We start from the raw sequence: 25,625 nt of genomic DNA, 5'->3' as shown, positions 1-25,625 counted from the left end.
TTATAAAGAACTGATTTTCTTTTCTTTAATTATCTAATATTATGTTGTAACAAATTGATATTGAGACTCTAAAACCAATGCAATTCATTTGATTTTAAATCATTTTTTTTAAATTCTAGATGATAAATTAAAGCTCAAGATTCAACAATTATCCCAAAAACTTGTAACTGATTTTACCCTGATTAGCTATGTACTCACTGCGATCTATTAAAATCCTCACTACCCTATTTTTAATAAGTAATGTAGTGTTTGCCAATTCAGAACGACCATCCAAAGTAGAAATTGCTAAAAAAGTCTACTCACTCGACGTTGTGTCTAAACTTAAAGAATTGGAAATGTATATGCCCGAAGAACTAAAGGGGCATACGGAACATATTATTAACGATGTCCTTTCTTCTTATGCCCGCCTGTCTGAACATCAAAAAGATCTTTTGGTGCAGATGAAATGCAGTATGCGTGTGTTGTCAAAAGAACAAAATACGACAGACTATGAGTTGGTGCATCAGAAATTAAGCAAAGCTTTAAAGTACTTAAGATCAAAATCCACCGAAGAAAAACAGTTTGCCTTTGTCGGGAATTTATCTCGCTCGAATGTAGGCGGTCAAAAAGGTTATTTGGTAGATATGAAAACGGGTACGTTGGTAGAAGTAGACATTTCTTCTGCGTGGAAAGGTATCGGTTTTAAGAACGAATCAGAAAAAAGTCCATTGGGCTATTTTGAGGTGGTGAATCATTATGATTTAGATGGATGGCAAGCCAAAACCATTACCTCACCATTCTATAAAGTGTTCCATAAAATCAAAGGGCAATCCTATAAAGGAGAGGTGAAATACCTGTATAGAAAATCGACTAAAATTGAGCGAGCGTTCATCACTTCCAATCAATTTGGTTTGATAGGTAAGAATGATGGAAATGAATACATCGATTTATCGGCAAGAGATTATTTACGTAACCACAGAGAGAATTTAAATTATATCGACAACAGTAACTCAAGCAAGCGCTTGATATACATTCATGGAACCAATAGAGAAGATCAATTGGGCTATGAGTTGTCTGGAGGCTGTATTCGTGTATCCAATATATTTTCTTTTCTGTTTAAAGAGATCTTGGAAAGCCAACAAAGCATTGATGTGTTTTTAGATGCCGCTGCTTTGTACGAACCTCAACCTATAGATATTCCTGGTTTTGATCCTATGGACTTAGAATCGATTTATAGAATACAGACCATACAATTGAACCGTTGGAACTTGATGGATTCCATGAAACTCAACAAAAGGTTATTCCAACATATACTGCCTAAGGTTTCACATCAGTTAGCCCATAAAATGACGAAGGTGAAGAACAGTCAGGTGAAAGTTTCGATTACCATGACAGTTCCTTTCCCAGAATCAGCCATGAAATATTGGATTCCAATCATGCAGAATGATTTACACGAGTCGAAAGCAATTTTTCAGAACCGATTTGGATTAAAAGGTCAGTATGTCAATTCTTTAAAAGAATCCATGCATAGCTCGTTTTATGGCGCCTATTCACCCGAGTTTTTAGATGTCTATTTTCAGTCGAGGATGCAAGAGTTTCGAAGGGTGCTTACCGGAACGTTGGCATATTCTATGAAGCAAAAAGAAATGGACACCGACTCTTTAGAGAACATCTTAGAGATTACAGAACAAGAATATACCGATCATTATTTCTCTGAGAAAACCCGATCTGAATTGTTTAATTTTTATTCTATTTCTGATGAAAGAAAACGGGTATTGCACTATATGGAAGTGTTGGATTCGGTGATTGTGCATCATCCGGAAATGATAGAAGAATTAGAACATTTGAGTTGGATGAAAGAATTTGTGAACCAAAGGGAACACGGTATTTTCGAAAATTCTGATGTGCCCGATTATTACGATGCCTTACTTGTACAATCGTATCTATATGCTTTAGGAGAAGAAGAATTGTATCATATTCAGCTAAGGTTACATGAGAATGCATCGTTGAATGAAAGCAAGATTGAGGGCGACCTGTTAAGTAAGTATGGGTTATCAAAGACACTTAATATATTGGATGAACAGGGCCTTTGGTACCTGTTTGAGTTTTCAAGATCGTCTGAAAATTATATCAAGATGGGAATGGAAAGTGCACATCAACCCAAAAGAGATATGATGAGGGGAATATTGTTGTTAGCAGAATCGTATTACAGTCAGTTTAAATGGCAATCGAATACTTATATGATTACCACTGAGGTAGATGGAGATTATGCAGTATTGTCTGATTAAAGAAATAGGAGGTGACAAAATTTGCCACCTCCCTGTAAGATGAATAGAGTTAAAAAAGATCAGGAAATATTCTTGGTCTTTTTTGTTATTAAGCTCTTGTACAACTACTTAATTCGTGTCAATTTGTAATTGGTACCAGTTGATTTTTCGGGTATAGAACATGGTTGCACCTAGTATTATTGTTAGACCAATTCCACCTAACAGTAAAGCATAATCCACCATTTGTAGCGTAGTGAATAGGAAACAATAAATACCAATTAGAATAAGCGAGAGCATTAAGCTTAGTTTCTTGTTTTTAAATAGGGTGAGGGAGTAAAGGGAAATCATACCAATAATACCAACACTAGAAATACCAAAAGCAAAATTGAAATTACTGTGTTCTGAAATGGAAACTAAAAGGATATAAAATAGACATAAGGCCAAGCCAACCATAGCATATTGCAAAGGGTGGATTCTCGTTTTATTCATGATCTCCACGAGGAAGAAAATAAGGAAAGTCAGGGCGATCGTCATGATTCCATATTTAGAAGAACGCATGGCTTTTTGGTAGTCGTCCAAAGGCACAATCAAGTCCATTCCAAAACGTGATTGATCCATATACAATTGATGATTATTGGCTCTATCGTCCAACCATTCCTGAGGGAAATTTCTATTCAATTGAAGCACCTTCCATGAAGCAGTAAATCCTTCGCTGCTGATTTCTCTGTTATCCGGAAGGAAGTTTCCAACAAAACTAGGTGCTGTCCAATTGGAGGTAATGTCAACATTGGTCGTGGCTCCCAAAGGAATAAAAGAGAGATTCTGACTACCCTGAAGATCCATTTTTAGTTTGAAATTGTAATTCTCTCCCTGTTGAATTTTTACAGGAACAGTCACCCCTTTCTTAACTACACCTTGAATCTGACTACCCGGTTGAGCTAAAATAGCCTCATCATTCCAGTGTAGTTTTAATTGATTTTTAATCCCTTTTAAATCAGATACTCCGATGGTAAGAAAGGCATTGTCATAATGTATTTCTTTAATTTGAGGTTCATTTAAGTTCTTTTTCAGATCAAAATGTCCATCTAATTCAATGATAGAACCATAGACGATCACCTCGTAAATACTTTTCTCTAGCGACTTAGAAGAAACGTCTCCTTTAATATTTAATTGATCCGGAAGGATGTACCAATTTTTCTCATAATTGAAGAGTTGACCTTCTTTATCTATGGTCTGAAAAGAAACAGGAATGGTTAGAATGGGTCCTTTAATTTCTTGTTTATCCGCCCACTTGGAAGAAACATGTTCGGTCACCAATTCATTTTGTGATTCCCTTTCAGTGATGATCGATTTGATCATGGAAACTGGGATCAAAAGCAAGAGTATCATGACTATAATGATAGCTAATTTGACCATAACCGGATTAAAGTTCGAGTTTTTCATTTTATCTATATGTTCCATTTTGTGATTTTAAAAGTACTTTGAATTTCAAAGTGATTGAATAAATTTTTTAGATTAAAGCGTTTTCAATAATAAGTCGATGCTTTTATTGATGATTCTAGATTTTAGCCTTAGGTATTTTCTTTCGATAAAATAGAAGGACTGATAGACTAAATAGAAAACGAGATGCATGTATAACTTCATGGTATTTGATGTTTAAGAGGCTTTATACTCCTCATTTAACTTTTTGATAATAGGTCGAGCATTGATTTTCTTTTCTGCTTGAATGATACTCTTTACAGTCTCATCATCTGCTTTAGAATAATTGACTTTCGATAAAATTGATTCAAGGAGAGGAAGCATATTATTGAGACTTCTTGATTTAATAATGAAGTTCCAAAGTGGCTCAAATTTTTTCCACCCTCCACTGTACATGAGATGTTTTACCTTGTGTTTAATAGAATCGTGACTCATGCTAGCTGTGTAAATATTCGACCATGAATAGAATTCTTTATAAGCCCAATCGTACCCATCTTTTAATTCTTGTGCCGTTAATTTGTTGGTTTTGTACACTACATTTCGAGTATCATATAAGTCCCAATTTCTGCTCATTATTCTTCCTTGGGATTCCATATCAGAAAATAGTTTTGTTCCCGGATAAGGAGTAAGCACATGATAGGTCGAAGTGGTGATTCCATTTTCAACACCCCAATCCACTGTACGTTTAAAAACATCCTGATCATCATCGTCCAAACCAAAAACGAAACTTCCGTTAATCATTATGCCCAAGGAATGCAGACGATTTACTGCTTTGATATAATCTTTTTGAAGGTTCTGTTTTTTATTACTTTGCTTTAAGTTTTCTGGGGAAAAGGTTTCAAAACCAACAAAAACACTTCGTAAACCCGCTTCTGCTGCTTTTTCTATCAAATTGCCTCTAAGAATTGAATCGACAGTGGCTGCTCCTTGGAAGACACGATTCATACCTTTCATGCCATCAAAAAGTTGGGTAGCAAACTTGGCATTTCCTAAAAGATGATCGTCGAGAAAGTACAAATGCTTACCAGGAAGTCGATCGATTTCGGAAAGTGCATCATCCACTCGTTGGGTATAAAACCCTTTTCCACCTTGGAAAAAAGCATCTTTATAACAGAAGTCGCAATGATGCGGACACCCTCGAGTAACCACAATAGAGTTAGGCACTAGGTAGCGTTCTCTTTTAATTAAATCTCTTCGAATGGGAGGGATGGTTTCCAGCGTTCTTATAGAGGAACTATATCTTTTTTGGGGTCGCTTATTCTTAAAGTCCTTGAGAAATTGAGGGAATGTTTCTTCACCAGGACCCAAGAAAATAGTATCAGCATGTGGTGCTGCTTCTTCTGGTAGGGAAGTGACATGTAGCCCACCCAATAACACATAAGCTCCTTTTGTTCTATAATGATCGGCTATTTTATAAGCACGATAAGCATTGGTGATATACACTTGTATGATCACTAAATCTGGAGAATCATTTAAATCTAATGTTTCTACATGTTGGTCCTGTAAATCAATTTCGTCATCATCCGATAAATAAGCGGCTAAAGTGGCCAAACCCAATGGTGGAAATAGAGAGTATTTGATAGGTCTCCAGAAAGGACTTTCTGCTTCCGCTAAAGCAGGTAAGATCATTTTTACTTTCATAGTATTTCTATTTTTTGATTTGCAACATTTGTAAGAGCTTCATGTAATTATATTTTTTTGAAAGTACTTTGTATTTCAAAGTGAATGAATAAAAAAATTATTTCAATAAATCTTCAATAGCCTTGATATGCTTTTTAAAGGCAATTTTCCCCATATCAGTGGCCGAATATTTTGTATTGGGTTTACGGTTTAAAAACTCTTTTTTGACAGAGACATATTCCACTTTCTCCAAGTTTTTAAGGTGTGAGGCCAAATTGCCATCCGTCACACCCAGTAGTTCTTTTAGGGAATTAAAGTCCAAGTACTCATTGACAACAAGAGCGGCCATAATCCCCATTCGAACCTTATTTTCGAAAGCTTTATCTAAATTATTTAATAAGTCTTTCACTATCTGTTATTTGTAAAGTACATGTATATCCCGTAAGCGATGTGCAATACACCGAATCCGACAGCCCAAAAATAGATACCAAAACCTATAAATTGAGTAGCCAACAAACCTAATACAATTTCGAGAATTCCTAAGCTTTTTATATCAGAAAATGTGTACTTGCTTCCGTTAACTAAAGCTAATCCGTAAAAGATTAACGTCAGCGGAGCGGCCAACCCTACAAAACCCTTTGCTACGAGAATTAAGGTTAAAATACCTCCAGTTCCCAGAGGAATCAAGAAACTACCTACAAGTCGTTTTACCTGCATATCCCACAGCTTCTGTCCATTTTTCTTTGCCTCAATATGCGTAAAGAAAAAAGAGGAAACCACAGCAGAAACAAAAGTAAGTGCACCAATTAAAATAAGATAATTGACATTAATCGTTGCCAATTCGTTTCGCTCATAGCCAATCTTATACAGATGCTCATAAGCAAAATAAGCCCCAATTAATGCACAAATTCCTGCACTTACGCCAGATAAACCACTCAAAGACATAAATCGAGTAGAACGATTCATGATGTCTTTGATCTCCTTAAGGTCGTTGATATATTCTTGTTGATTCTCCATTTGAAAAGTACTTTGTAACTCAAAGTAAGTGAAATAAATTAAAAGTTAAAAATGAAAAATGAAAAACTTGAGATGTTGAGCTAACGCGAGGGCCAAAGAAAGACTCCTTTTTAACTCCATAATTAGCCCCACTAACTACGTTCTTCACTTTTCACTCTTCGCTTTTCACTTTTTAAAAACTCATTATAATAATGGAAATGAGGGCCAAAAAAGATTTATTTTACATTCCAACCTTAGCCCCACTAACTACGTTTTTCATTTTTAATTTTTCATTACCAATTCCCTAGACTTCGATTTCTTCCCATAATTCTTTCCATACCAAATCACCCCTCCTGTTATAGGAAAAGTAGTAACCAAAAGACTAATGAGGAAGGCAAGGATTTTCCCAGGTAAACCGAAAATTGTTCCTACATGAATGTCGTAGTTCATTCGAAGGACGAGATCAGAGAAGTCGGCATCTGCATAAGTGCCATAGATACTTTCAGTGGGGATTAGTTCGGCTGTTTTCTGATCGAAGAAGAGGTAATCGACATCATGAAACTGTCCTTCTCCATAAAGTACTTCGACAAGAATAGAAAGTGAATCGGATTCAGGAAGATGGACTTCCACCGTTTTGTAATCGGGGAATTTCTCTTTGGTGATATCAAATACTTTGTGAAGTGCATTGTTTGGATCTTCTAGTTTTAGTGCAATTTCTGTTTGATTATTGGGTTGTAAGAAGTAAAGTGATTTTTCACCACCTATCACTTTATAAGTAATAAATGCGACCCAACCTAAGCCAATGCCAACTCCGGTGAAAGCGATCAGAAAGACAAAAAATGAACTGTAGAAACCGACGACACTGTGTAAATCGTAGTTCTTTCTTTTCCATTTTGTCTTGTCATTCCAATCGAATGTGAAGCGTTGCTTTCTTTGTTTCTTAGAAGAAGGCCACCACAATACTATACCAGATACTATGATGAATAAGAAAAGTAAAGTACTGTAAGAAGTGATCGGCTGACCAATGTCTTTTGGTAACCAAAGTCGCATATGTCCTTTGAGCATAAAAGCGAAAAATCCACTTAGGTTGTCTTCTTTGTGAAGTACAGCTCCATTGTAAGGATTGAGATAAACTGAGCGATAAAATTCTGGGTCAGCCTCGTAGAAAATGACTTCTAAAGCTTCATCGGGTTGGTTATAAGCAATGCCATGAATATGATGTTCTGGGTAGACCGTTAATGCTTTTTCTTTGGCTTGTAATGGTGTAATAAAAGGTTTGTTTTCTACCTGAACTTTGGAATAATCATCAAAAAGGTTTTTGAACTCATCATGAAAAACCCAACCACAACCGGTCACTCCAAGAATGAAGACGACTAGACCTGTAGCAAACCCTAAATAGAGATGAATTTTTCGAAATACCTTTTTCAGCTTTTTCTTTTCCATAGAATGTTTAAATATATTTTTTGGCAAAAACGAGGGGTTTTAAACCCCTCGTTAAAGAATGTAGCTAATCACTTTTTGTCTTGTTGAAGATTGGGAAAACATAAATTTTTAATTCGAATATTATGCTCAACGATGGGTTTCAACCCATCGCAAAAAAAACTCCTAAGACTAAAGATCTTACTACATGTTCAAAGCCTCAGCTTAGTTTACTAAATCAAAAAATCCTTTAATCGTTTTACCCACGATTTTCCCTCCTTTAGTAGCTGTAGCATTATCTACATCTACTTCATATACATAAGCATCAGAAGCCGTTTCGATACTTACATATACTTTACCGTTGATTGTTTCAACTGGAGAAGTATAACGTTTTGCATGAAGTGGAACATTAGCGACATCAGTGACTGTTTTGGCCACAAGGTCGATAATCACTAATTTCTGATTGAAAACATCTCTACCGTAAGCTGCCCAAGGTCCACCTGTATCTTCAGTTAAGATTCTTGCAATTGCTTTGTTGTTTCCAACATAGTCAAACCAAAAAATAGATCCACCATTTGTCAACTCTTTGATGTTCATGAAATAATCTGCATCAAAGTCTGTTTCTCCATTATTAATTTTTAGAATACCAGAAGGAACAGTCGCAGCAGGATACACACCCGCCATTTCAAAACCAGAAGAGTACGAATATAAATCGCCACTTTCCGTACGGATAATAGAAGAAGTATGACCGTTTGTACCAATATGAGAAGTACGTGTATCAGTAATAATTTTCTCAGGAGAAACAGCTTCGCTACCAGCATTAATTAGTGCATCATAGCTATAAACAGCAACATAAGCAGTGTTTATCTCAGGTGTTCCAACATTTCCGTCTGCTGTAATCAAGTGATAAGGGATGAAGAATTTATCGCCATTTTGAACCAATGCAGTCGCCCAGGCAGTCAATCCTTCGTCTTCTCTTTCGTCGATATTTACAGTAACTTTTTTAGTGATTTGTCCAGAAGCAACATCTACGATATAAAGTGTTTTTGATGATGTACCCCCATAAAAATTGTCCATACCAAAGAACAAAGTATTATCTGATGAATGACCAAACATCTGAATCGGATCATCATAGACAAAAGATCCACCTTTCTGAATATTACCATCAGCATCTGCGGTATATGCCTGACAAGTTTTTGCCTCATCGTAACCCGATACGAACAATGTATTTCCTACATTGTAAAAGAAGTTCCATCCTTGTGTTTCAGTACCAGTTCCCGAAACAGTAACTTCTGAGTTCATAATGTCTTTTTGTGTCAAAACATATTCTGTTTCAGGAGTTCCTGTTACTTTAAATCCCATGGTAATTCCAGCATCTTTTGGTGCAGGTGTAGTGTTATTGTTGTCATCATTACAACTTGTTAGCGTAGCGACTAACAGCAAGATTATTCCGATAAAATAGTTGTGTTTCATTGTTCTAGTGAATTTTTAACGATTAAAATAATATCTAAACTTCAGGTAGAAGGCTCTACCCGGTTTTTGAATTTTGAAATTATCATACACCTCTGCATCAGTAATGTTACTTACTGTAAGAGTGGTATTGTATTTACCTCTTTCGAAGCTGTATTCAATATTTAAATCATGAGTGAGCTGAGTAGGGATGGTTAACTTTTCAGCCGGATCTCCACTGCTTTCCCAGTTCAAGAAAAATTGATGTACATATTTTGATGTCCATGAGGTTGTCAGCTTTTTGTTGCTCGTTTGGACGATGTTATATCCTAGACTTAGGTTACCAAACAGGTAAGGTATATTCGGAACTTTACTTTGATAATTGACATTAGGTAATCCTTCGTCCAAAGCAGTTTGATCCGTAATATCTTGATAGGTGAAGTTGGTACTGATAAAGAATTTTCGATTGTATTCTGAGTACAAACCAAGCTCCATTCCCATGCTTCTCACATTAGAAATATTCTCGTAAGTACCCTGAGGTCCCATTGGCCTGAATCGAATAAAATCTTCTGAGTTACGATAGAATAAATTAGAATTTGCCTTAAAGTACCAAAGTGAAAACTGATTGTCGTACGATAAACCTATGTTGGCATTATGGCTTTTCTCGGGCTCAAGAATCGGATTAGGAAGAATAAAAATACCATCTCCTAAAAGCTCTGCAGCTTCTGGAATTCTAAAGGCTTTCTCGTAAGAAGTTTTTAGTCTAAAATTGTCATTGACATTGTAGGTAAAAGTACCTCCAAAGCCAGTTCCTCCATTTTCGATATCCGTAGTTACATCGTTGTTTTCGTAATCCTGAATTACAATTTGTCCGTTGTAAAGGTATTGTTTCGCAAAAAGTGAAAATTCGAATTTCTCATTATTGGTCTTCGCTAACCAAGCGGCTCCTAAAGTAGTTTTATTAATATGATTTGGCGATCGAAAGGTTTTATTATTCGGGTTCACTTTATCATCACCTACTCTTTGCAAATAGTTTTGCCCGGCATTTACAGCAAAAGTATGATTGTCGTTTAAATCATAACTTAAATTGATATTACTTCGAACCACTTTATCATCAATTACCAAAAGTGATTTCTGAGGATAATATTCTCCTTTCCCCGTAGAAGGATCTCGGTCTACTGATGAACCATCCCAACGATAAATTTTTCCAACCGTATCGATGGCAGAGTTTTGAATAAGACCGCCATTGATAAATGCATCTACATTTAATTTCCCGAAAGCCTTTTTATATCGAGCATTGGCCAACATCGTTTTTGATCGTTCGTGTAAATGACCAAAAACTACATTAATAGTATTCGGTGGATGTTGGATATTGTTTTTATTCTCAGCGTAAGTCAGACTTAGCGTTAGTTCATCCGCATACGATTTATTAAAAACACCTGTCTTTGCGGTAATCATCCCCGAGGTATATTGATCGTTGAATCTTCTAGCTTCGATATCGCCCTTTGCATTACCCAAATCGTCGTATAATGGTGCTTTTTTCATCAGATAATCATTATCTGAGTGATTAAAAAACGACTGCACAGAAACAAAATATCCTTTTTCTTGATCGGAAAACTGACCATTTAATGCCAATCGATGTGTATTAAATGAACCGACAGAATAACTAGCATCGAGGTAAGTAGAATGAATATTTGGCGTTTTAATATTGATCAAACCACCCAAAGCATCCGCACCAAAATTGATAGGTACTACTCCTTTGTAAATCTCAATGTCTTCTATCAGATTGACTGGGTAATTATTTAAAGTGAGTGCCGAACCATAACTTTCCATGGGCACTCCATCGATATAATACCTTACCTGATTTCCCGTTAAGCCATTCAACGATAAACTGAAACCAGAACCCAAGCCACCTGTTTCTCGAATATTTATCCCAGAAGTCGTTTTTAATATCTGATTGATATCAGTCGATTGATTTAATAATTGGTCGGTATTAATAGTTGATATTTCATACCCTGCATTCTGATGTTGCTGCGCTTGAGATTCCCCTGTCACTTGAACTTCCTGAAGCTGATTCACATCCTCCTTCAATACGAATTTCAACAGACTATTTGATGTTACTTTCTTTTTACTAGTCGTAGTCAGATAACCAAGAGAAGCTACCTCAAATGTATATGTAGCAGGAAGCGGTAAACCATCAATAGAAAATTGTCCATTTTCATTGGTAATTGCCCCAATGTTTTTTTCTAAAACTTTTACTGTGGCAAAAGAGATAGGATTCCCTTCTTTATCTTGAATTCTTCCTTTTATTTCTTGTGCATAACTTGTCGAAGAGATCATAATGAGTAGCACGAAAACTCCTCGACAAACTTGGATGAGATAATTCATACAGCAAATCTCTTATTTAGAATTATTCTTAACAATAGAGATTTATCGAATTTTTCGAATTCGTAAAAAGTATTTCCGATTTAGTAATTCTATAAATTGTTATACATAATTATCTATTGTATTTTTTGTGATATCCGAAATATTAATTTCCTGTTTCGTAGTTTTTGTATCTCAATTCGTTGTTATTCTATCAGTTTTATGCTCTAAAATTGCAGTGTTATTTAAAATCAATCTAAATAATATACGACACCTCATAACTTTAAACTACTATGTTTAATACTGCAACAGAACAAACACAAACTGTAAAACTAGACCTCTCATTTTTGTTCTCTCAAGATCCGGAAAGCCGATTACGGTACATCCAAGACATAGGGAAGGCAACAGATAGGGTTTTAGGTTTTCTAAAAGATAGAACAAAACCTTTTAGCGGAGTACAGCCGAACGATTTAAAACCGTTATTCGAAAAAATTAATCTGAATGATGAACCGCAGCCATTGGAAGAGGTATTGGATGAACTAAAACATCTGTATCTCGACCATGCGGTAGCATTTCATCTACCAAAATATATCGCACATCTAAATTGTCCCGTAGTTGTACCTTCTCTTGTAGGGGAACAGATTATTGCTGCGATAAACTCATCTCTAGATACTTGGGATCAAAGTGCAGGTGGGACATTAATTGAGCAAAAACTAATCGATTGGACGGCTAAAGAAATTGGTTTTGAAAAAGGTGATGGGGTTTTCACTAGTGGAGGAACGCAGTCAAATTTAATGGCCGCCTTGCTGATGAGAGACGCTTTCACCTATAAGAATCTAAATCACGATATAGATATTGAAGGCCTACCAAAAGAGAAACTGAAGATCTTCTGTTCTGAACATAGTCATTTTAGCACAAAAAAGAGTGCTGCTATTCTAGGTTTAGGACAAGATGCCGTTATCAGCATACCAACTGATGAAAATTTTAAGATGAAAGTAGATGAATTGGAGTCAGCAATACTTCAAACATTAATCCGTGGTGAATTTCCCATTGGAGTGGTGGCCACTGCCGGTACTACGGATTATGGAAGTATTGACCCCATTCATCAAATTGCTGACATCGCTTCGAGATATCAAATATGGCTACATGTTGATGCTGCAATTGGAGGAGGCCTTTTACTGTCTAGCGAATATAAATATATGTTAGATGGAATAAACAAAGCGGATTCTGTAACGGTAGATTATCATAAAACCTTCTTCCAAACAGTAAGCTGTAGTGCTTTTGTGGTTAACGACCCTAATGTTTTATCCTTAATCAGTCATCATGCGGATTACCTTAATCCTAAGGATCAGAAAAAGGAAGGGTACCCCAATCAAGTTGATAAATCCTTGCAAACCACCAAACGTTTCGATGCCTTAAAACTATGGCTGACACTTCGAAATATGGGCAAAGAGCAATTGGGTGCCTATTATGATAAAACGATTGAGTTGACCAAAATAGCGGCAAAATTAATAGATGAACATGCTTCATTTAAATTGATGAATCCACCTAACCTAAACTGTTTGGTCTTCCGTTTCGAAAGAGATGAAATTGATGATATCCATTGGAATAATCTAAATAAAGATATCAGAAAAGCACTTTTCTATAACGGAGAAGCAATGGTAGCCGCTACCAAGTTTAAAGGTAACAACTATTTAAAATTCACTATCCTAAATCCATCAATGACTTCTAAAGATTTCGAAGAAATACTTAGTCTTTTGGAAGGACTTGGATACGAATTGATGAATAAATTAGAATATAAAATTAAGTAGATATGAGTACTCAAAAAATATATGATATCATTGGTGTAGGTATTGGTCCTTTTAATTTAGGTTTAGCTTGTCTAACCGATCCAATAGAAGAAATCGATGCTTTGTTTTTAGATAAATCAGATGGTTTCGATTGGCATCCAGGAATGTTGTTGGAATCGACCACACTGCAAATTCCGTTTATGGCAGACTTGGTCACATTGGCGGATCCAACTAGTCCATTTTCATTTCTGAATTATGTCAAGAAACAAGGCAGAATGTATTCGTTTTACATCAAAGAGAATTTCTTGGTATTGAGGAATGAATATAATAAATATTGTCAGTGGGTGGTAGAACAACTCTCTACTTTACAGTTTTCGTCGGAAGTAACGTACATCGTTTTTGATGAAAAAACAGAGTTATATCAAGTCACGAAAAAGAATACGTCTACACAAAAAATTGACACCTTGTTGACTAAGAAATTGGTTTTCGGAACAGGAACTACCCCATATATTCCTTCTTCTGCTTTACCAATTAAAGACAAGGTCATCCATACTGCTAACTATATTCAGAGTAAAGAAAGACTTCAGCAAAGCTCTTCCGTTACTGTTCTTGGAAGTGGACAGAGTGCTGCTGAGGTTTTCTACGACTTACTTTCTGAGATCGATAACTTCGACTATAGTTTAAATTGGATCACGAGATCTTCGAGGTTTTTCCCAATGGAATACGGTAAGCTCACTTTGGAAATGACTTCCCCTGAATATGTCGATTACTTTTTCGGCTTAGACAAGAAGAAAAGAACGGCTTTACTGCAAGATCATAAACATCTCTACAAAGGCATTAATGAGGATTTAATCAATGAGATTTTTGATTTGATTTATGCCAAAAAACTAATGAATAAAGAGTTGAATATTTCCTTAAGAACCAATTCGACTTTAGTCAACTCAGCAGCATCAGGTGATAAGGTGAAATTGGCTTTTAGACAAGAAGAAGAGGGAAAATATTATCAGCATGAAACGGATCTTGTGTTGGCGGCTACAGGATACAAAGCACAAATGCCAACATTTATTCATGGCATAGAACATTTACTTAGAATAGATCATCAAGGTAATTTTAACGCTAATAGAAATTATACAGTAGACCATGTAGGGAATAGCATTTTTGTTCAGAATGCAGAGTTAAATACACATGGTTTTGTTACGCCAGATTTGGGAATGGGAGCATACCGAAATTCATACATCATAAGAGAAATAACAGGTAAAGAATACTATCCGATTGAGGAAAAGATTGCCTTCCAAAAATTCTCTGTTTCTGCAGATGAAGAGATCGATCAACCCAATGCTATTTTAGAAAATGCTTTAACTGAAGTCTAAAAATGAAAGTAAAAACATTATTGATACTAATGACTTTCGTTGCGGTAGTGAGTGATACGATGCTTCATCCTTTCTATCCACAGTTTTTTAGTCAACAATTTGGGATTGATACTCCCGAACATACAGGCTATTACTTGGCAGGATGTTGCTTAACCATAATGATCGCTTTCCCATTTTGGGCATGGGTACACAAGAAATATCAGCTTTTTGATATCCTAATGATCACTCAATTGCTCGCCGGTATTTTGTGCTGTTCCATCTATTGGGTACAAAGCATAGAGTTCTTCTGGATGTTAGCATTATCCATGATTTTCTTTAAAGGTAGTTACTTACTGATGTATCCCTTTATTATGAAAATCGATAAAGAAGAGAATCATACATCTTCGATTAGTATCCTTTCGGTGATCGTACATTTTGGAGCTATTCTAGGGGCTTTTTTCGGTGGAAGTATGCTCGATTGGTTTGAGGTGAAATATGTATTTTTCATCATGGCTATGGGCGATTTTGTTCAGTTGTTCGTTTGCTTTTATCTGAAACGAAACCCTACAACAGTGGAAGAAAAAGAGGTTTCCGAAGATACTTCTGAAAAATTGAGTACTGTTCAAAAATGGATCAAGCCACACGTGTTGAAAGTCGGCGGATTAACCATGATTTTATACTTCAGTACCTTCCTTATTCGACCATTCTTTGTAGAATATTGGGAGAGTGTTTCTAAATACGATAGTAACATTTTAGGAGGGTTAATGTATTCTATACCCGCATTTGTGGGAGTGATTGCTCTAATTTATAATCACACAAAAGGAAAGAATCAACAAGTATATAAACTGATATTACCATCGATTATTTTGGGGATTTGTGGTATAGCACTACAAGGGAGTGGGTATGTATTATCCATTGTTTTTGGAAGAATACTTTACGGCTGGGCGGTCTTTCAAATCTACGTACAATTTGATGTGATTGCATTTAAAAGTAGTCAACCCGAAGAATATGCATCTGATTACAGTAAAATACATTTTCTCCAAAACCTGGGTGTACTCTTTTCTTCATTAGTATCAGGATTTATAGTAGATCATTTTTCATTAGAAATGCCTTTCGGGATTGCCATAGCAGGGTTTGTTATTGCTGCAGCAATTTATATGTGGGCTTTTAAGAAAGAAATTATTAGTAAGAATAATCAAAACAAGGCTGCAATGCCTGCTGCTGTATGATCGTAATAGAAACCAAAGTTCCAATTGTTGAATGGGAAGAATTAGCCTCTAATTATAGTAAGACGATAGAAAGCTATGGGACCTTCCGTCTTCGTCCTTTTAGTTTTGAGACAGATTTAGAACAATTACATGAATGGGTGAACTTGCCCTATGCTAAATACTGGCAATTGGAAAATTCGACTTTAGAAGTAGTTCGAAGTACCTATCAAGAAATTATTGATGGAGGAAGTACTACCGTTTTAATGGGAGAGTTTAATGGAAAAACAGTCTTCTTGATGGAGTTATACTATGTTCCTGAGGACAGAGTAAGCGAGCATTTTTCGCCCGATATTAACGATTATGGCTTTCATATTTTAGTTGGTCCATCAGACAATCCCGTCAAAGGTTTTACAGCAAATATTTTCTCTTTTATCATGGAGTTTATGTTTTCTAATAAAAAGGTTCAACGTATAGTTGTTGAGCCAGATATTGAAAACGAAAAGATTCATGTTTTAAATAAAAAGGCAGGCTTTAGATATCAAAATATCATCAACTTCCCCGAAAAGCAAGCCTATTTGGCTTTTTGTACAAGAAATGATTTTCACCTTTCAGAGGTGTACCAACTCACAAATTAAATCGTCCTTTAATAACCCGAAACTATTTTTAGAAAACTAAATGTAACAATTATGACAGCAACAGCATCTAATCTCAACTTCTTCGAAAATGTTGAAGAAAGTGTATGGGAAAAAGTGAATAGACTATATATCAAAAAGGCTTTAAGCGAGTTTTCTCATGAGCGTTTACTAGAACCTTTACGTATTGGTTTCGAAGAAGATTTGGGTATTTATCAGGTTTTCTCAGATTCATCAGAATTTACGTACAGCTTCAAAGCCAAAGAAATGCGTTTGGACCATTGGAATATCAGTGTGCCTTCCATTGTAAAAAAGAGGGGAGAAGATGAACTTCCGTTATTATTGATGGAGTTTATTTTGGAGTTTAAGACACAACTTCAAATTCCAGAAACCATGCTCGAAACCTATTTAGAGGAAATTGCAAGTACGCTATACGGAGCCACTTTTAAATACAGTCAGAATAAAGCGACTGCACAACAATTGGCAGAAGGTGATTTCCAGTTGATAGAGAAAAACATGATTGAGGGGCACCCTTGTTTCTTGGCTAATAGCGGAAGGATAGGTTTTGATGTAGAAGATTACAGTCATTATGCACCAGAGGCATCAAGTGGATTTAAGATGTTATGGTTGGCGGGACATCAATCGTTAACCACATTTACAGCAGTGAAAGAATTGAGCTTTGAAAAAGTAATGCATCAAGAAATTGGTAGTGTTCAATATGATGCTTTCAGAGATCAGTTAAAATCTAAAGGACTTAATCCAGAAGATTACTTTTTCTTTCCTATGCATCCATGGCAATGGGAAAATAAATTATCTATCATCTTTGCCTCAGATATTGCAGATAAAAAGCTGATTTTATTGGGAGAGGGAAAGGACGATTATCAACCTCAACAATCGATTCGAACGCTTTTTAATACGACATCAAACGATAAATTTTATGTAAAAACGGCACTTTCGATTCAGAATATGGGATTCCTGAGAGGCTTATCACCTTACTATATGAAAAGCACTCCAGAGATTACGACATGGATATCCAATTTCCTTAAAGGCGACGAGTATCTAAAGACTAAGGGCTTCAAGATGCTGGGCGAGGTAGCTACTTTAGGATATACCAACCAATATTTTGAGGCCTTCGGAAGTAAAAGTGCTTACAATAAAATGTGTGCTGTACTCTGGAGGGAATCTCCAGTAAATATGATCAAGGCTCATCAAACCCTCTCGACCATGGCAGGTATTCTACATATTGATACCGAGGGAAACGCACTCATAAAATCTTGGATGGATACATCGGGATTATCGGCCTGCGAGTGGGTGATGAGCTACTTGAGCGCTTATTTATCTCCATTACTCCATTGTTTTTATCAACACGATTTGGCCTTTATGCCTCATGGAGAGAATTTGATAATGGTGTTAGAAAATAGTGTTCCCGTTAGTGTATTTATGAAAGACATTACAGAAGAAGTGGTGCTTTACGAAGAAAAAGATAACCTTCCTGATTCTGTAAAAAGATTAGTTGTTAAGGCTACTGATGAAGTCAAATCCCTCACCATTTTTACTGATGTATTCGATTGTTTCTTCCGCTTCTTAGCACAGATTTTAGAAGAACACTGTGCATTTCCAGAAGATGCTTTTTGGGCGTTGGTAGCACAAAATATCCATCAATATCAATCGGAATTTCCGGAGTTGGAAGCAAAGTTTAAAGCCTCCAATTTATTTGAGGAAGAGTTTATCCTTTCCTGTTTAAACCGACTTCAACTTCAAAATAACAAACAGATGGTCGATTTGAGTGATCCCGTAAATAGCTTACAGTTTATAGGGAAAATAAAGAATCCTATCCATCAGTTTAGATCATATAAAATACCAGAATTAACTGCTTAAAATTAGATGAAAACAAGATTACAATCTTTAGATTTTGTAAGGGGAATGAGTGTGCTTATGCTCATTCCTCTACATTGTATGATGATGTATGCCACTGGGGAAACTTGGAGGCATAGCGAATTAGGTCAATTTGTACAGCTATTGGAAAAAGGAACGCCAGTTTTCTTGGTAGTGATGGGAGTTTCTTTTGTCTTTTCGAAACGACAATCTCCTCAAGATTTAACCATAAGAGCATTTAAAGTGTTGGGTATTGGCTATTTTCTTAACTTCATGAAATTTGATATTCCACTCTTATTAGGTTTTTTTCCAGAGAATTTGATCAAAGCAAATCAATTGGATAGTAGCTTATTTACCGAAAACCTCATTCACTTTTTCTTATTGGGAGATATTCTTCAACTCGCAGGCTTTTCGTTATTATTTATGGCTTTATTCTATAAGCCTTTTAAAAGCAAGTGGAATGTTCTCATCGCTTCTTTAATCATTATTGTGTTATCAAAAGAAGTAAGCGGTTACCGAATAGGATTACCAATAGTTGATTATTTCCTAGACATTCTGTGGGGTGATCAGTACAATGTTTATTTCCCAATGTTTCCTTGGATGGCCTTCATCTTAATGGGACGATTTGTCGGGATGATATTCAAAGAAAAAAACAATGTAGCAGAGTTTCAGAAGCAACTATTAAAGTATGCTTTATCTCTATTATCGTTGGGAGGGTTACTCTGTTTTATCGATTATGATTACCACTTCGGAGATTATTACCACATAGGCGCTGGTGGCACTTTGATGTTGGTGGGATTTAATTTAATCGTCTTGTATATGGGACAAATAATCGCTCAATTTCTCCCCAAAGGAAAGTTCCTGGACTTAATCAATTACGCCAGTAAAAATGTAACCAAGTTCTACGTTCTACAATGGATTTTAATCGACTGGGGAATGATGTTTTTCGGTTTCGCACAACTCACACAGCTTACAATTTTACTGCTCATCATCGCTTACATACCGACAACATTTTTATTACTCTATCTCTTCAATAAAATAGTATTCAAAATTAAAGACTTCGTTTTCACATCAGATAATTCGGCTGATGAGTATTCTTCTTTGAATCAAAATTTACAATAAAAGCTATCAAGAATAGAGTTAATAAAAAGGCTTGAAGTTTCAACTCGAGGGATTTTTATCCCTCGTTTTAATAATTTACCTCTTACCTCTTACCTCAAAAAAGCATCCTCAGGATTAATTTCTTGGGTTTTTGATACTCTTTTTCCATCCTAATCTCCTCCTTTAAATCATTTTTTTCCTAAACTGATTCGGCGTCATATCCATATTCTTCTTAAAGGCATAAGAAAAATGTGCTGAATGCTGATACCCTACTTTTTCAGAGATAATAGAAATACTCAAATTGGTCGTTGAAAGTAAGTTTTTAGCATATTCCATACGCTTACGAGTGGAGTACTCGAAAATGGTTTCTTCGTAAATTTCTTTGAAATACTTCTTTAAATAAGAAGTGTTTATTCCCACAGATTTCGCCAAATCGTTTATCGAATATTGAATATGAAGGTTCTCATCAATTAGCTGTTTGACTTTTGCCATTTGAGGTTCAAACTGTTGTTGAGCATCACTTTCATAATGGGTAAACTGATCGGATATTTCAGATAGAATTTCAAAGATTTTACCGTTTAGATACATCAACTGACATAATCCTCTTTTTTGATTGGTAGTAATATCATCCAACAATAGAGAAATATTCTTTTTGATCTTAAATGGAGTTGATTTCTGATCGAACAAATCCAACACCATTTGTTTTAGGGAAGGATGAAGTAAACGCTGATCGAAATAATCTTGCTGGAATTCTATAAAAGTAAACTGATTTTGATTGGGTAGTAAAGTGATTTCAAGGTCTGATTTAGTAAATAGTTGTGCCATCTGACTACTCAACTTTTCTTTATTTAGAATTATATGTCCGTTTCCCGTATGGAAAAATATTCCATTTTCTGCACATGACAAATCGATCACCATAGGTTCTTGTAATTCCCATGTGAAATGATGTACCACCAAATGTGCAAAAGATATTCTTAAATAGTTCCCATTTCTATTTGAACTTTTGCTTGTAGCTTTTAATATTTTTAATCCAAACTCTTCTTTGTCGCAATCAATTAGAGAGTACTTTTCTAGAAAATCTTCAAAGAGGATAGAAGTTCCACTTTCTACCATATCTATTTAAATGTGCAGTTGAAATGATGTTTTCAAAGTACAAATTTATGTTTATTTAGATTGAATAAAAATAGTAAAATTTATATCTATGCTTATTTATATAATAAATAGGCCATTAAAGTGATAAAATTGCACTATTTGATGAAAAACGAGGGGTTAAATTATGAAATCAGAAAATTAAAGTTTCCGCTTTCGTAAAAATCATTTCTCTTTTCGATAAACATAAGACCTTCTTGTCCTCTACATTTGTGATGTTATTTAGATTAATTACAAATAAGAAGATGAAACTTTTCAACACACTAATACTTTCACTTATCCTTTCGCTAGCATTTTTTTCATGCTCAGAAAATAAAAAGAAAAACACTGAAACAGCAGAAAACGTTGCTGGAGAAAAAATCGGAGTTTTACTAGTGAACCATGGTTCTCACTCAAAACAATGGAGAACGATGTTAACTGACATCGAAATGGATGTTAGAAGTGATATCATGAAAAGCGGTGAGATTACAGATGTAAGAACGGCTTTTATGGAGTACACAGAACCTTCTATTGCGACGCAGATGAAGAAATTTGATGAGGAAAACTACGATAGAGTGATTGTGGTACCTATCTTTTTAACTATTTCTTCTCATACAAGCAATGATATTCCAAACATTGTAGGACTAACAAATGATCCTAAAGTAAAAGAATCTTTAAAAGAAGAAGGAATTGAAACTTACGCCTCTAAAGCTAGAGTTACAGTGACTCCATTATTGGATTATCCAACAGTATTAAAGAAAAATATTACACGTAGAGCAAAAGCATTATCAAATGGATCGGGCGACGAAGGTGTGGCACTAATTGCTTACGGAGATGCTGAATTCAACCAACAATGGGAAAAAATGGTAGAAGATATTGGTCGTTACCTTAAAGCACAAACAGGTATTGGTTCTATCTCATATGGATGGTGTGGTCACTTGGTAAGATACTCATCAGAACCAACGAAAAAGGCGATTGATCAGATTCTTGAGTTAGAAGAAAGAGCAATTGTGATCCCAGTATTGGTAGCCAACGACGAGCATTTCCAAGGAGAAATTATCCAAAATGGTGTCGATATGGTAGAAGATCAAAAGAGAGTGGTGTACAAGCAAGATGCTATTCTTCCAGATGCCAATATCAATAAATGGGTGGTTAAAATTGTAGAAGAAACAATGGCTGACCTTAGAGGAGATAAGGAAGTCGCTACAAAATAATTTCGAAACAAGGTTTACAGTATTGGCGTTGTTTTACGGCGTCTTTACCCTCCTTGTTTAAAGTATATTGATCACGACATCATTTCAGAATGAAATTAAAAATAGACTACCGTAAAACTTCCATCACTTTAGTGATTCTATCAGCGTTCCTATATTTTGCTATAGAAGGACCGTTGGAAAGAAACGATCTACATCAGAATATTTCTACTATCGAAAATGAATTTTTTGCTCCTAAATTGGTGACTGATTTTGTGAAGTCAACTACTAAGGAAGCAGGTTTAATTTCGGAGGGAAAAAGCTATGTGTTGGGGGAGTATGGCTTAGTGAGAGCTATACCTAAAAAAGTAGTGAAAGCATCTGGAATGATCTCTTTTTCTGATAACATGGGCGAATCTCTTCATAATAAAGAATGGGCTGAAGCCATGTCGAAGCGATTAAAAGCATCGTATGAAGATGCGGAAATCGTGATCAAAATGCAGGAGGAACTATGTTATGCGGAGATTTATCAAAGCGGTCGATTATCGTCTTTGTATTTCGAAAACATGATGCATAACACCGTACAAGGTTTCTCCGGACCGATTTATATGGGAATGGAAACTTCTCTTGGAGGAAGTCTTAGAGAAGTTTCTTACATCACTTCTAAAGAAACAGAAAGTTATTTGAGAAAGATATTAAGAAGTGGCTATCTGGACCAATATCAAGGACTTTCTTTAGAGGAAACAGAACAAACTATCGACGCTATTTCTGGTGCTACTATTACGACTAGAGCAATGGCTGAGGGGGTAACAGAAGCATTTCATACCACTGCCCCTCAGATTTTAGCGACTTATTATGACAAAAATATTGAAGCTTTTAGCGTTAAAGCTGAGCTGACGTATTGGTGGATTTTTAACCTAGTGGTGATTGCTTGCATCTTTGGTTACGCTATGATTCCACAGATCAAAAAGACAAAGAAGAACAGATTGTTTGTCTCACTATTTACAATGGCCTATATCGGTTTTGGGATGAATAGTTCTTTCACCTACATCACTTTCTTGATGCCGTTTATGGGAACCGAACTTTCTTTGTTCTTAGCATTATATGCCTTACTAACATTATTCTCGGCAATTTGGGGAAAGAACGCTTACTGTTCTTATGTGTGTCCTTTTGGAGCAGCCCAAATGCTTACTTTAAAATATTCTCCCTTTAAATCAAAGAAATTGATTATCACAAACAAGCAAGCAGAGTACATCAGATATGCAATTACTGTTATATTGTTTGGAGGATTCGTATGTGGTTATAAGCAATTCGGAAATTTTGAATTGTTTCCCGATTTATTCAGCATGGAGCTCTCTTCCTATTGGCTGTACATCTCGATTGCTTTTGTCGTCATCTCAATGCGATTTCCAATGTTATGGTGCCGTATGGCCTGTCCGACAGGTTGTGTTTTGGATAGTTTAAAAATGGCATCAGAGGGCAAACTAAAGAATACAAAAACGAAAAAAATAAATCAAAAGCCGAAAGTAGTTCGTGCTTAAAACCTATCAATGAGAAAATTAATTTACATACTATTTTTCATCTTCCCATATAGCCTATGGGCACAACAGAATATTGAAATTACTGTAGTTGATGATGATCGATTACCATTGCCTGGAGCCAATGTTTGTTTGTTGACAGAGTCTGGTGCTAAATCGTATTTTGTCACCAACGTGGATGGTCAGACGAATGTGTCATTATCAGAAAAAACGTTCTGTACGGTATCTTATATGGGATTTAAAACTGCAGAAGTAGAATTAAGTCCATCCTCTCAGAATACCACTGTTAAGATGAAGTTGGATTTACTGATGTTGGATCAGGTGGTGAAAACCGCTTCGGTACAACCTCAAACAGTGGACGAGTCAATCTATAGAATTCAAGTAATTGATGGCAAACAGTTAGAAAAAATTGGCGCCCAAACAGTGCAGGATGCATTAAGATTTCAACCGAATATCAACCTTGCTCAAGACGGTGTGTTAGGATCGAAAATCATTATGCAAGGGTTGGAAGGTCAGCATGTAAAAATACTGATTGATGGAATGCCCGTGGTAGGGCGACAAGGTGGTGACATCGATTTAGGTCAGTTAGATGTATCTTCTGTAGATCATATTGAAGTGATCGAAGGGCCCATGTCTGTGATCTATGGATCCAATGCTTTGGCTGGAACAATCAACATCATCACGAAAGAAAATAAGTACAAGACGCTGAATGCATCGGCTAAAACTTACTACGAATCGGTAGGGTTATTTAGTGTGGATGCCAATGTTTCTGGAGCAAAAAATCAACATAAATGGGGAGTGAATGCAGGCACTAGATTGTTCAATGGTTTTAATCCTGATGAGTCGACAAGAGCAATGTCTTTCAATCCAAAAGACCAGTACAATGCAGATGTCTATTATGGATATAAATGGAAAGGATGGAACACAAAAGTAGGTGGCCGCTTCAGTAGAGAAGACCTTCAGATTGTAGGAAATTATACCAATAATGCCAATCCGATTCGAGCATTCGATAACTATTATACAACAGATCGAGGAACAGTGTATGGACAGTTTAACAAGAACTTTTCGAACGGAGATGCTTTCCAAGGGATGATCTCTTACAATACTTACGATCGTACGGGCCAAACGTATTTCCTAAAGTTAGATGAAGGTACAAAAGAACAACAAGGTGATGATACGTACGATGCTTTCCAAACTTGGAATGCCCGAATGTCTTACGAAAAGCGATTAAACGATTGGTTTAAGTTTGATGCAGGTTACGAACTCACCGACGAAACGGGGCAAGGGTCTAAAATGAAAGGGGATGAGCGTTTGACAGAAAACTCTTTATGGACGCAATTAAATATTGAGTTGAATGAAAATTGGTCACTACAACCTGGAGCAAGATTTATTCATCACAATCAATTTGATGCTCCTTTGATTTATTCTGCCCACGTGAAGTATCAAAATGAAGCTCGATGGACAGGCCGGCTTTCTTTCGCAAAAGGTTTTAGAGCTCCATCATTAAAAGAAATGTACATGCATTTTGTGGATGCCAACCATGAAATCTACGGTAATCCTGATTTGATTCCAGAAACATCTTACAGTGCAACTGCCAACCTGAATAAAGATCTTGATCTATCATCAAAGTCTGTTTTGAGATTTGAAGCAACAGGGTTTTACAACCATCTATTTGATGTGATTGATATGGCGCAAGGAGAAGGCAATTCTTTTGTGTACATGAACATCTCACAGAAGAAAACACAAGGAGGTACATTTAAAGTATCCTATAATTTTAATAATCAATTAAAAGTAGATGGAGGGGTGACGTTAACGGGAATCAGTTATGATTTGGAAAACAACGGCAACTTCGATTTTAGATATTCTACCGATTTTGTTTCCTCACTTTCTTACTTCTGGCCATCGATTGATTTATCGACTAGGCTGGATTACAAATACACAGGAAAACGTACGCAGTTGTTATTGGGAACAGACGAAGACAACAACTCAGTGGTGAACGAAGGGTATACAGATGCCTACAGTATGCTGAACTTCTCTACTACCAAAAACTTTAAGAATAAAAGGTACTCGGTTTCTGCCGGGGTGAAAAATATTTTGGATGTCACCAATGTAAATAACACTGCTAGTGGAGGTGCACATTCAGGAGGATCATCTTCTTTGATCGCATGGGGGAGGACGTATTTCGTCTCTCTAAAAATCAATTTAAACAAAAAGTAAACGAGGCCAACACCTCACTAAAAT

At 36.0% G+C, this 25,625-nt stretch carries 19 protein-coding genes; 10 read left to right on the top strand and 9 right to left on the bottom strand.

Annotated features, from left to right (window positions below):
* Positions 1 to 188 precede the first annotated feature (188 nt).
* Positions 189 to 2,267: a L,D-transpeptidase gene (locus KMW28_RS17355; RefSeq protein WP_169662898.1), complete on the top strand. Its 2,079-nt coding sequence runs from the start codon at positions 189 to 191 to the stop codon at positions 2,265 to 2,267.
* Between the two features lie 108 nt (positions 2,268 to 2,375).
* Here the strand turns inward: KMW28_RS17355 and creD are convergent, their stop codons facing one another.
* The 8 genes from creD to KMW28_RS17320 all read right to left on the bottom strand — a co-directional run bounded on the left by creD (position 2,376) and on the right by KMW28_RS17320 (position 11,597).
* On the bottom strand, positions 2,376 to 3,689 hold the full coding sequence (creD, locus tag KMW28_RS17350; RefSeq protein ID WP_244994467.1) for a cell envelope integrity protein CreD: 1,314 nt from the start codon (positions 3,687 to 3,689) through the stop codon (positions 2,376 to 2,378).
* A 72-nt stretch (positions 3,690 to 3,761) separates the two neighbouring features.
* Positions 3,762 to 3,890: a hypothetical protein gene (locus tag KMW28_RS28585; protein ID WP_262899376.1), complete on the bottom strand. Its 129-nt coding sequence runs from the start codon at positions 3,888 to 3,890 to the stop codon at positions 3,762 to 3,764.
* 12 nt (positions 3,891 to 3,902) lie between these two features.
* The gene (locus KMW28_RS17345) at positions 3,903 to 5,366 is read right to left on the bottom strand and encodes a B12-binding domain-containing radical SAM protein (protein WP_169662896.1); all 1,464 of its coding nucleotides are present in this window, start codon (positions 5,364 to 5,366) and stop codon (positions 3,903 to 3,905) included.
* A gap of 97 nt (positions 5,367 to 5,463) precedes the next feature.
* Complete coding sequence (locus tag KMW28_RS17340; RefSeq protein ID WP_169662895.1) at positions 5,464 to 5,754, bottom strand: winged helix-turn-helix domain-containing protein; 291 nt, start codon at positions 5,752 to 5,754, stop codon at positions 5,464 to 5,466.
* Positions 5,754 to 6,362: a hypothetical protein gene (locus tag KMW28_RS17335; protein WP_169662894.1), complete on the bottom strand. Its 609-nt coding sequence runs from the start codon at positions 6,360 to 6,362 to the stop codon at positions 5,754 to 5,756. The genes KMW28_RS17340 and KMW28_RS17335 overlap by 1 nt, the downstream gene beginning before the upstream one ends.
* A 261-nt stretch (positions 6,363 to 6,623) precedes the next feature.
* Positions 6,624 to 7,784, bottom strand: coding sequence for a PepSY-associated TM helix domain-containing protein (locus tag KMW28_RS17330; protein ID WP_169662893.1), 1,161 nt, complete (start codon positions 7,782 to 7,784; stop codon positions 6,624 to 6,626).
* Positions 7,785 to 7,985: 201 nt separating this feature from the next.
* Positions 7,986 to 9,233, bottom strand: coding sequence for a DUF4374 domain-containing protein (locus tag KMW28_RS17325; RefSeq protein WP_169662892.1), 1,248 nt, complete (start codon positions 9,231 to 9,233; stop codon positions 7,986 to 7,988).
* A 15-nt stretch (positions 9,234 to 9,248) separates the two neighbouring features.
* Positions 9,249 to 11,597 (bottom strand): TonB-dependent receptor, encoded by a 2,349-nt coding sequence (locus tag KMW28_RS17320; protein WP_169662891.1) that lies wholly within the window; start codon positions 11,595 to 11,597, stop codon positions 9,249 to 9,251.
* Positions 11,598 to 11,866: 269 nt separating this feature from the next.
* On the opposite strand from KMW28_RS17320, the gene KMW28_RS17315 reads away from it, so the two are divergent.
* From KMW28_RS17315 to KMW28_RS17290, 6 genes are read left to right on the top strand one after another with little or no spacing between them, the layout of a single operon-like run.
* Complete coding sequence (locus KMW28_RS17315) at positions 11,867 to 13,384, top strand: pyridoxal phosphate-dependent decarboxylase family protein (protein ID WP_169662890.1); 1,518 nt, start codon at positions 11,867 to 11,869, stop codon at positions 13,382 to 13,384.
* A gap of 2 nt (positions 13,385 to 13,386) precedes the next feature.
* The gene (locus KMW28_RS17310; RefSeq protein ID WP_169662889.1) at positions 13,387 to 14,733 is read left to right on the top strand and encodes a lysine N(6)-hydroxylase/L-ornithine N(5)-oxygenase family protein; all 1,347 of its coding nucleotides are present in this window, start codon (positions 13,387 to 13,389) and stop codon (positions 14,731 to 14,733) included.
* A gap of 2 nt (positions 14,734 to 14,735) precedes the next feature.
* A complete protein-coding gene (locus tag KMW28_RS17305; protein ID WP_169662888.1) occupies positions 14,736 to 15,941 on the top strand; it encodes an MFS transporter in 1,206 nt (401 codons plus the stop codon).
* A complete protein-coding gene (locus KMW28_RS17300; RefSeq protein ID WP_169662887.1) occupies positions 15,938 to 16,555 on the top strand; it encodes a GNAT family N-acetyltransferase in 618 nt (205 codons plus the stop codon). The genes KMW28_RS17305 and KMW28_RS17300 overlap by 4 nt, the downstream gene beginning before the upstream one ends.
* Before the next feature lie 51 nt (positions 16,556 to 16,606).
* A complete protein-coding gene (locus KMW28_RS17295; RefSeq protein WP_169662886.1) occupies positions 16,607 to 18,430 on the top strand; it encodes an IucA/IucC family protein in 1,824 nt (607 codons plus the stop codon).
* 6 nt (positions 18,431 to 18,436) lie between these two features.
* Entirely contained in the window at positions 18,437 to 19,549 is a 1,113-nt protein-coding gene (locus KMW28_RS17290) for a heparan-alpha-glucosaminide N-acetyltransferase domain-containing protein (protein WP_169662885.1), read from the top strand.
* Positions 19,550 to 19,711: 162 nt separating this feature from the next.
* Here the strand turns inward: KMW28_RS17290 and KMW28_RS17285 are convergent, their stop codons facing one another.
* Complete coding sequence (locus tag KMW28_RS17285) at positions 19,712 to 20,641, bottom strand: helix-turn-helix domain-containing protein (RefSeq protein ID WP_169662884.1); 930 nt, start codon at positions 20,639 to 20,641, stop codon at positions 19,712 to 19,714.
* A gap of 281 nt (positions 20,642 to 20,922) precedes the next feature.
* Here KMW28_RS17285 and KMW28_RS17280 point away from each other — a divergent pair, with 281 nt between their 5' ends.
* The 3 genes from KMW28_RS17280 (at position 20,923) to KMW28_RS17270 (ending at position 25,601) form a co-directional block, all read left to right on the top strand.
* Entirely contained in the window at positions 20,923 to 21,870 is a 948-nt protein-coding gene (locus KMW28_RS17280) for a sirohydrochlorin chelatase (RefSeq protein ID WP_066213471.1), read from the top strand.
* 89 nt (positions 21,871 to 21,959) lie between these two features.
* Positions 21,960 to 23,387 carry an FMN-binding protein gene (locus KMW28_RS17275; protein ID WP_169662883.1) on the top strand — a complete coding sequence of 476 codons (1,428 nt, stop codon included), beginning with the start codon at positions 21,960 to 21,962 and terminating at the stop codon, positions 23,385 to 23,387.
* 9 nt (positions 23,388 to 23,396) lie between these two features.
* Entirely contained in the window at positions 23,397 to 25,601 is a 2,205-nt protein-coding gene (locus tag KMW28_RS17270) for a TonB-dependent receptor (protein WP_169662882.1), read from the top strand.
* The last annotated feature ends 24 nt before the right edge of the window (positions 25,602 to 25,625 follow it).

The organism is Flammeovirga yaeyamensis (assembly GCF_018736045.1).
Lineage (GTDB): Bacteria > Bacteroidota > Bacteroidia > Cytophagales > Flammeovirgaceae > Flammeovirga > Flammeovirga yaeyamensis.
The sequence above is the reverse complement of the archived record's forward strand: the minus strand, read 5'-3'. Positions and strand labels throughout refer to the sequence as shown.

What these genes read in the sequence shown, in the direction of transcription:
- KMW28_RS17355 (WP_169662898.1), top strand. Translation starts at nt 189, where the DNA reads ATGTACTCACTGCGATCTATTAAAATCCTCACTACCCTATTTTTAATA.
- creD (WP_244994467.1), bottom strand. Translation starts at nt 3,689, where the DNA reads ATGAAAAACTCGAACTTTAATCCGGTTATGGTCAAATTAGCTATCATT.
- KMW28_RS28585 (WP_262899376.1), bottom strand. Translation starts at nt 3,890, where the DNA reads ATGAAGTTATACATGCATCTCGTTTTCTATTTAGTCTATCAGTCCTTC.
- KMW28_RS17345 (WP_169662896.1), bottom strand. Translation starts at nt 5,366, where the DNA reads ATGAAAGTAAAAATGATCTTACCTGCTTTAGCGGAAGCAGAAAGTCCT.
- KMW28_RS17335 (WP_169662894.1), bottom strand. Translation starts at nt 6,362, where the DNA reads ATGGAGAATCAACAAGAATATATCAACGACCTTAAGGAGATCAAAGAC.
- KMW28_RS17330 (WP_169662893.1), bottom strand. Translation starts at nt 7,784, where the DNA reads ATGGAAAAGAAAAAGCTGAAAAAGGTATTTCGAAAAATTCATCTCTAT.
- KMW28_RS17325 (WP_169662892.1), bottom strand. Translation starts at nt 9,233, where the DNA reads ATGAAACACAACTATTTTATCGGAATAATCTTGCTGTTAGTCGCTACG.
- KMW28_RS17320 (WP_169662891.1), bottom strand. Translation starts at nt 11,597, where the DNA reads ATGAATTATCTCATCCAAGTTTGTCGAGGAGTTTTCGTGCTACTCATT.
- KMW28_RS17315 (WP_169662890.1), top strand. Translation starts at nt 11,867, where the DNA reads ATGTTTAATACTGCAACAGAACAAACACAAACTGTAAAACTAGACCTC.
- KMW28_RS17310 (WP_169662889.1), top strand. Translation starts at nt 13,387, where the DNA reads ATGAGTACTCAAAAAATATATGATATCATTGGTGTAGGTATTGGTCCT.
- KMW28_RS17305 (WP_169662888.1), top strand. Translation starts at nt 14,736, where the DNA reads ATGAAAGTAAAAACATTATTGATACTAATGACTTTCGTTGCGGTAGTG.
- KMW28_RS17300 (WP_169662887.1), top strand. Translation starts at nt 15,938, where the DNA reads ATGATCGTAATAGAAACCAAAGTTCCAATTGTTGAATGGGAAGAATTA.
- KMW28_RS17295 (WP_169662886.1), top strand. Translation starts at nt 16,607, where the DNA reads ATGACAGCAACAGCATCTAATCTCAACTTCTTCGAAAATGTTGAAGAA.
- KMW28_RS17290 (WP_169662885.1), top strand. Translation starts at nt 18,437, where the DNA reads ATGAAAACAAGATTACAATCTTTAGATTTTGTAAGGGGAATGAGTGTG.
- KMW28_RS17285 (WP_169662884.1), bottom strand. Translation starts at nt 20,641, where the DNA reads ATGGTAGAAAGTGGAACTTCTATCCTCTTTGAAGATTTTCTAGAAAAG.
- KMW28_RS17280 (WP_066213471.1), top strand. Translation starts at nt 20,923, where the DNA reads ATGAAACTTTTCAACACACTAATACTTTCACTTATCCTTTCGCTAGCA.
- KMW28_RS17275 (WP_169662883.1), top strand. Translation starts at nt 21,960, where the DNA reads ATGAAATTAAAAATAGACTACCGTAAAACTTCCATCACTTTAGTGATT.
- KMW28_RS17270 (WP_169662882.1), top strand. Translation starts at nt 23,397, where the DNA reads ATGAGAAAATTAATTTACATACTATTTTTCATCTTCCCATATAGCCTA.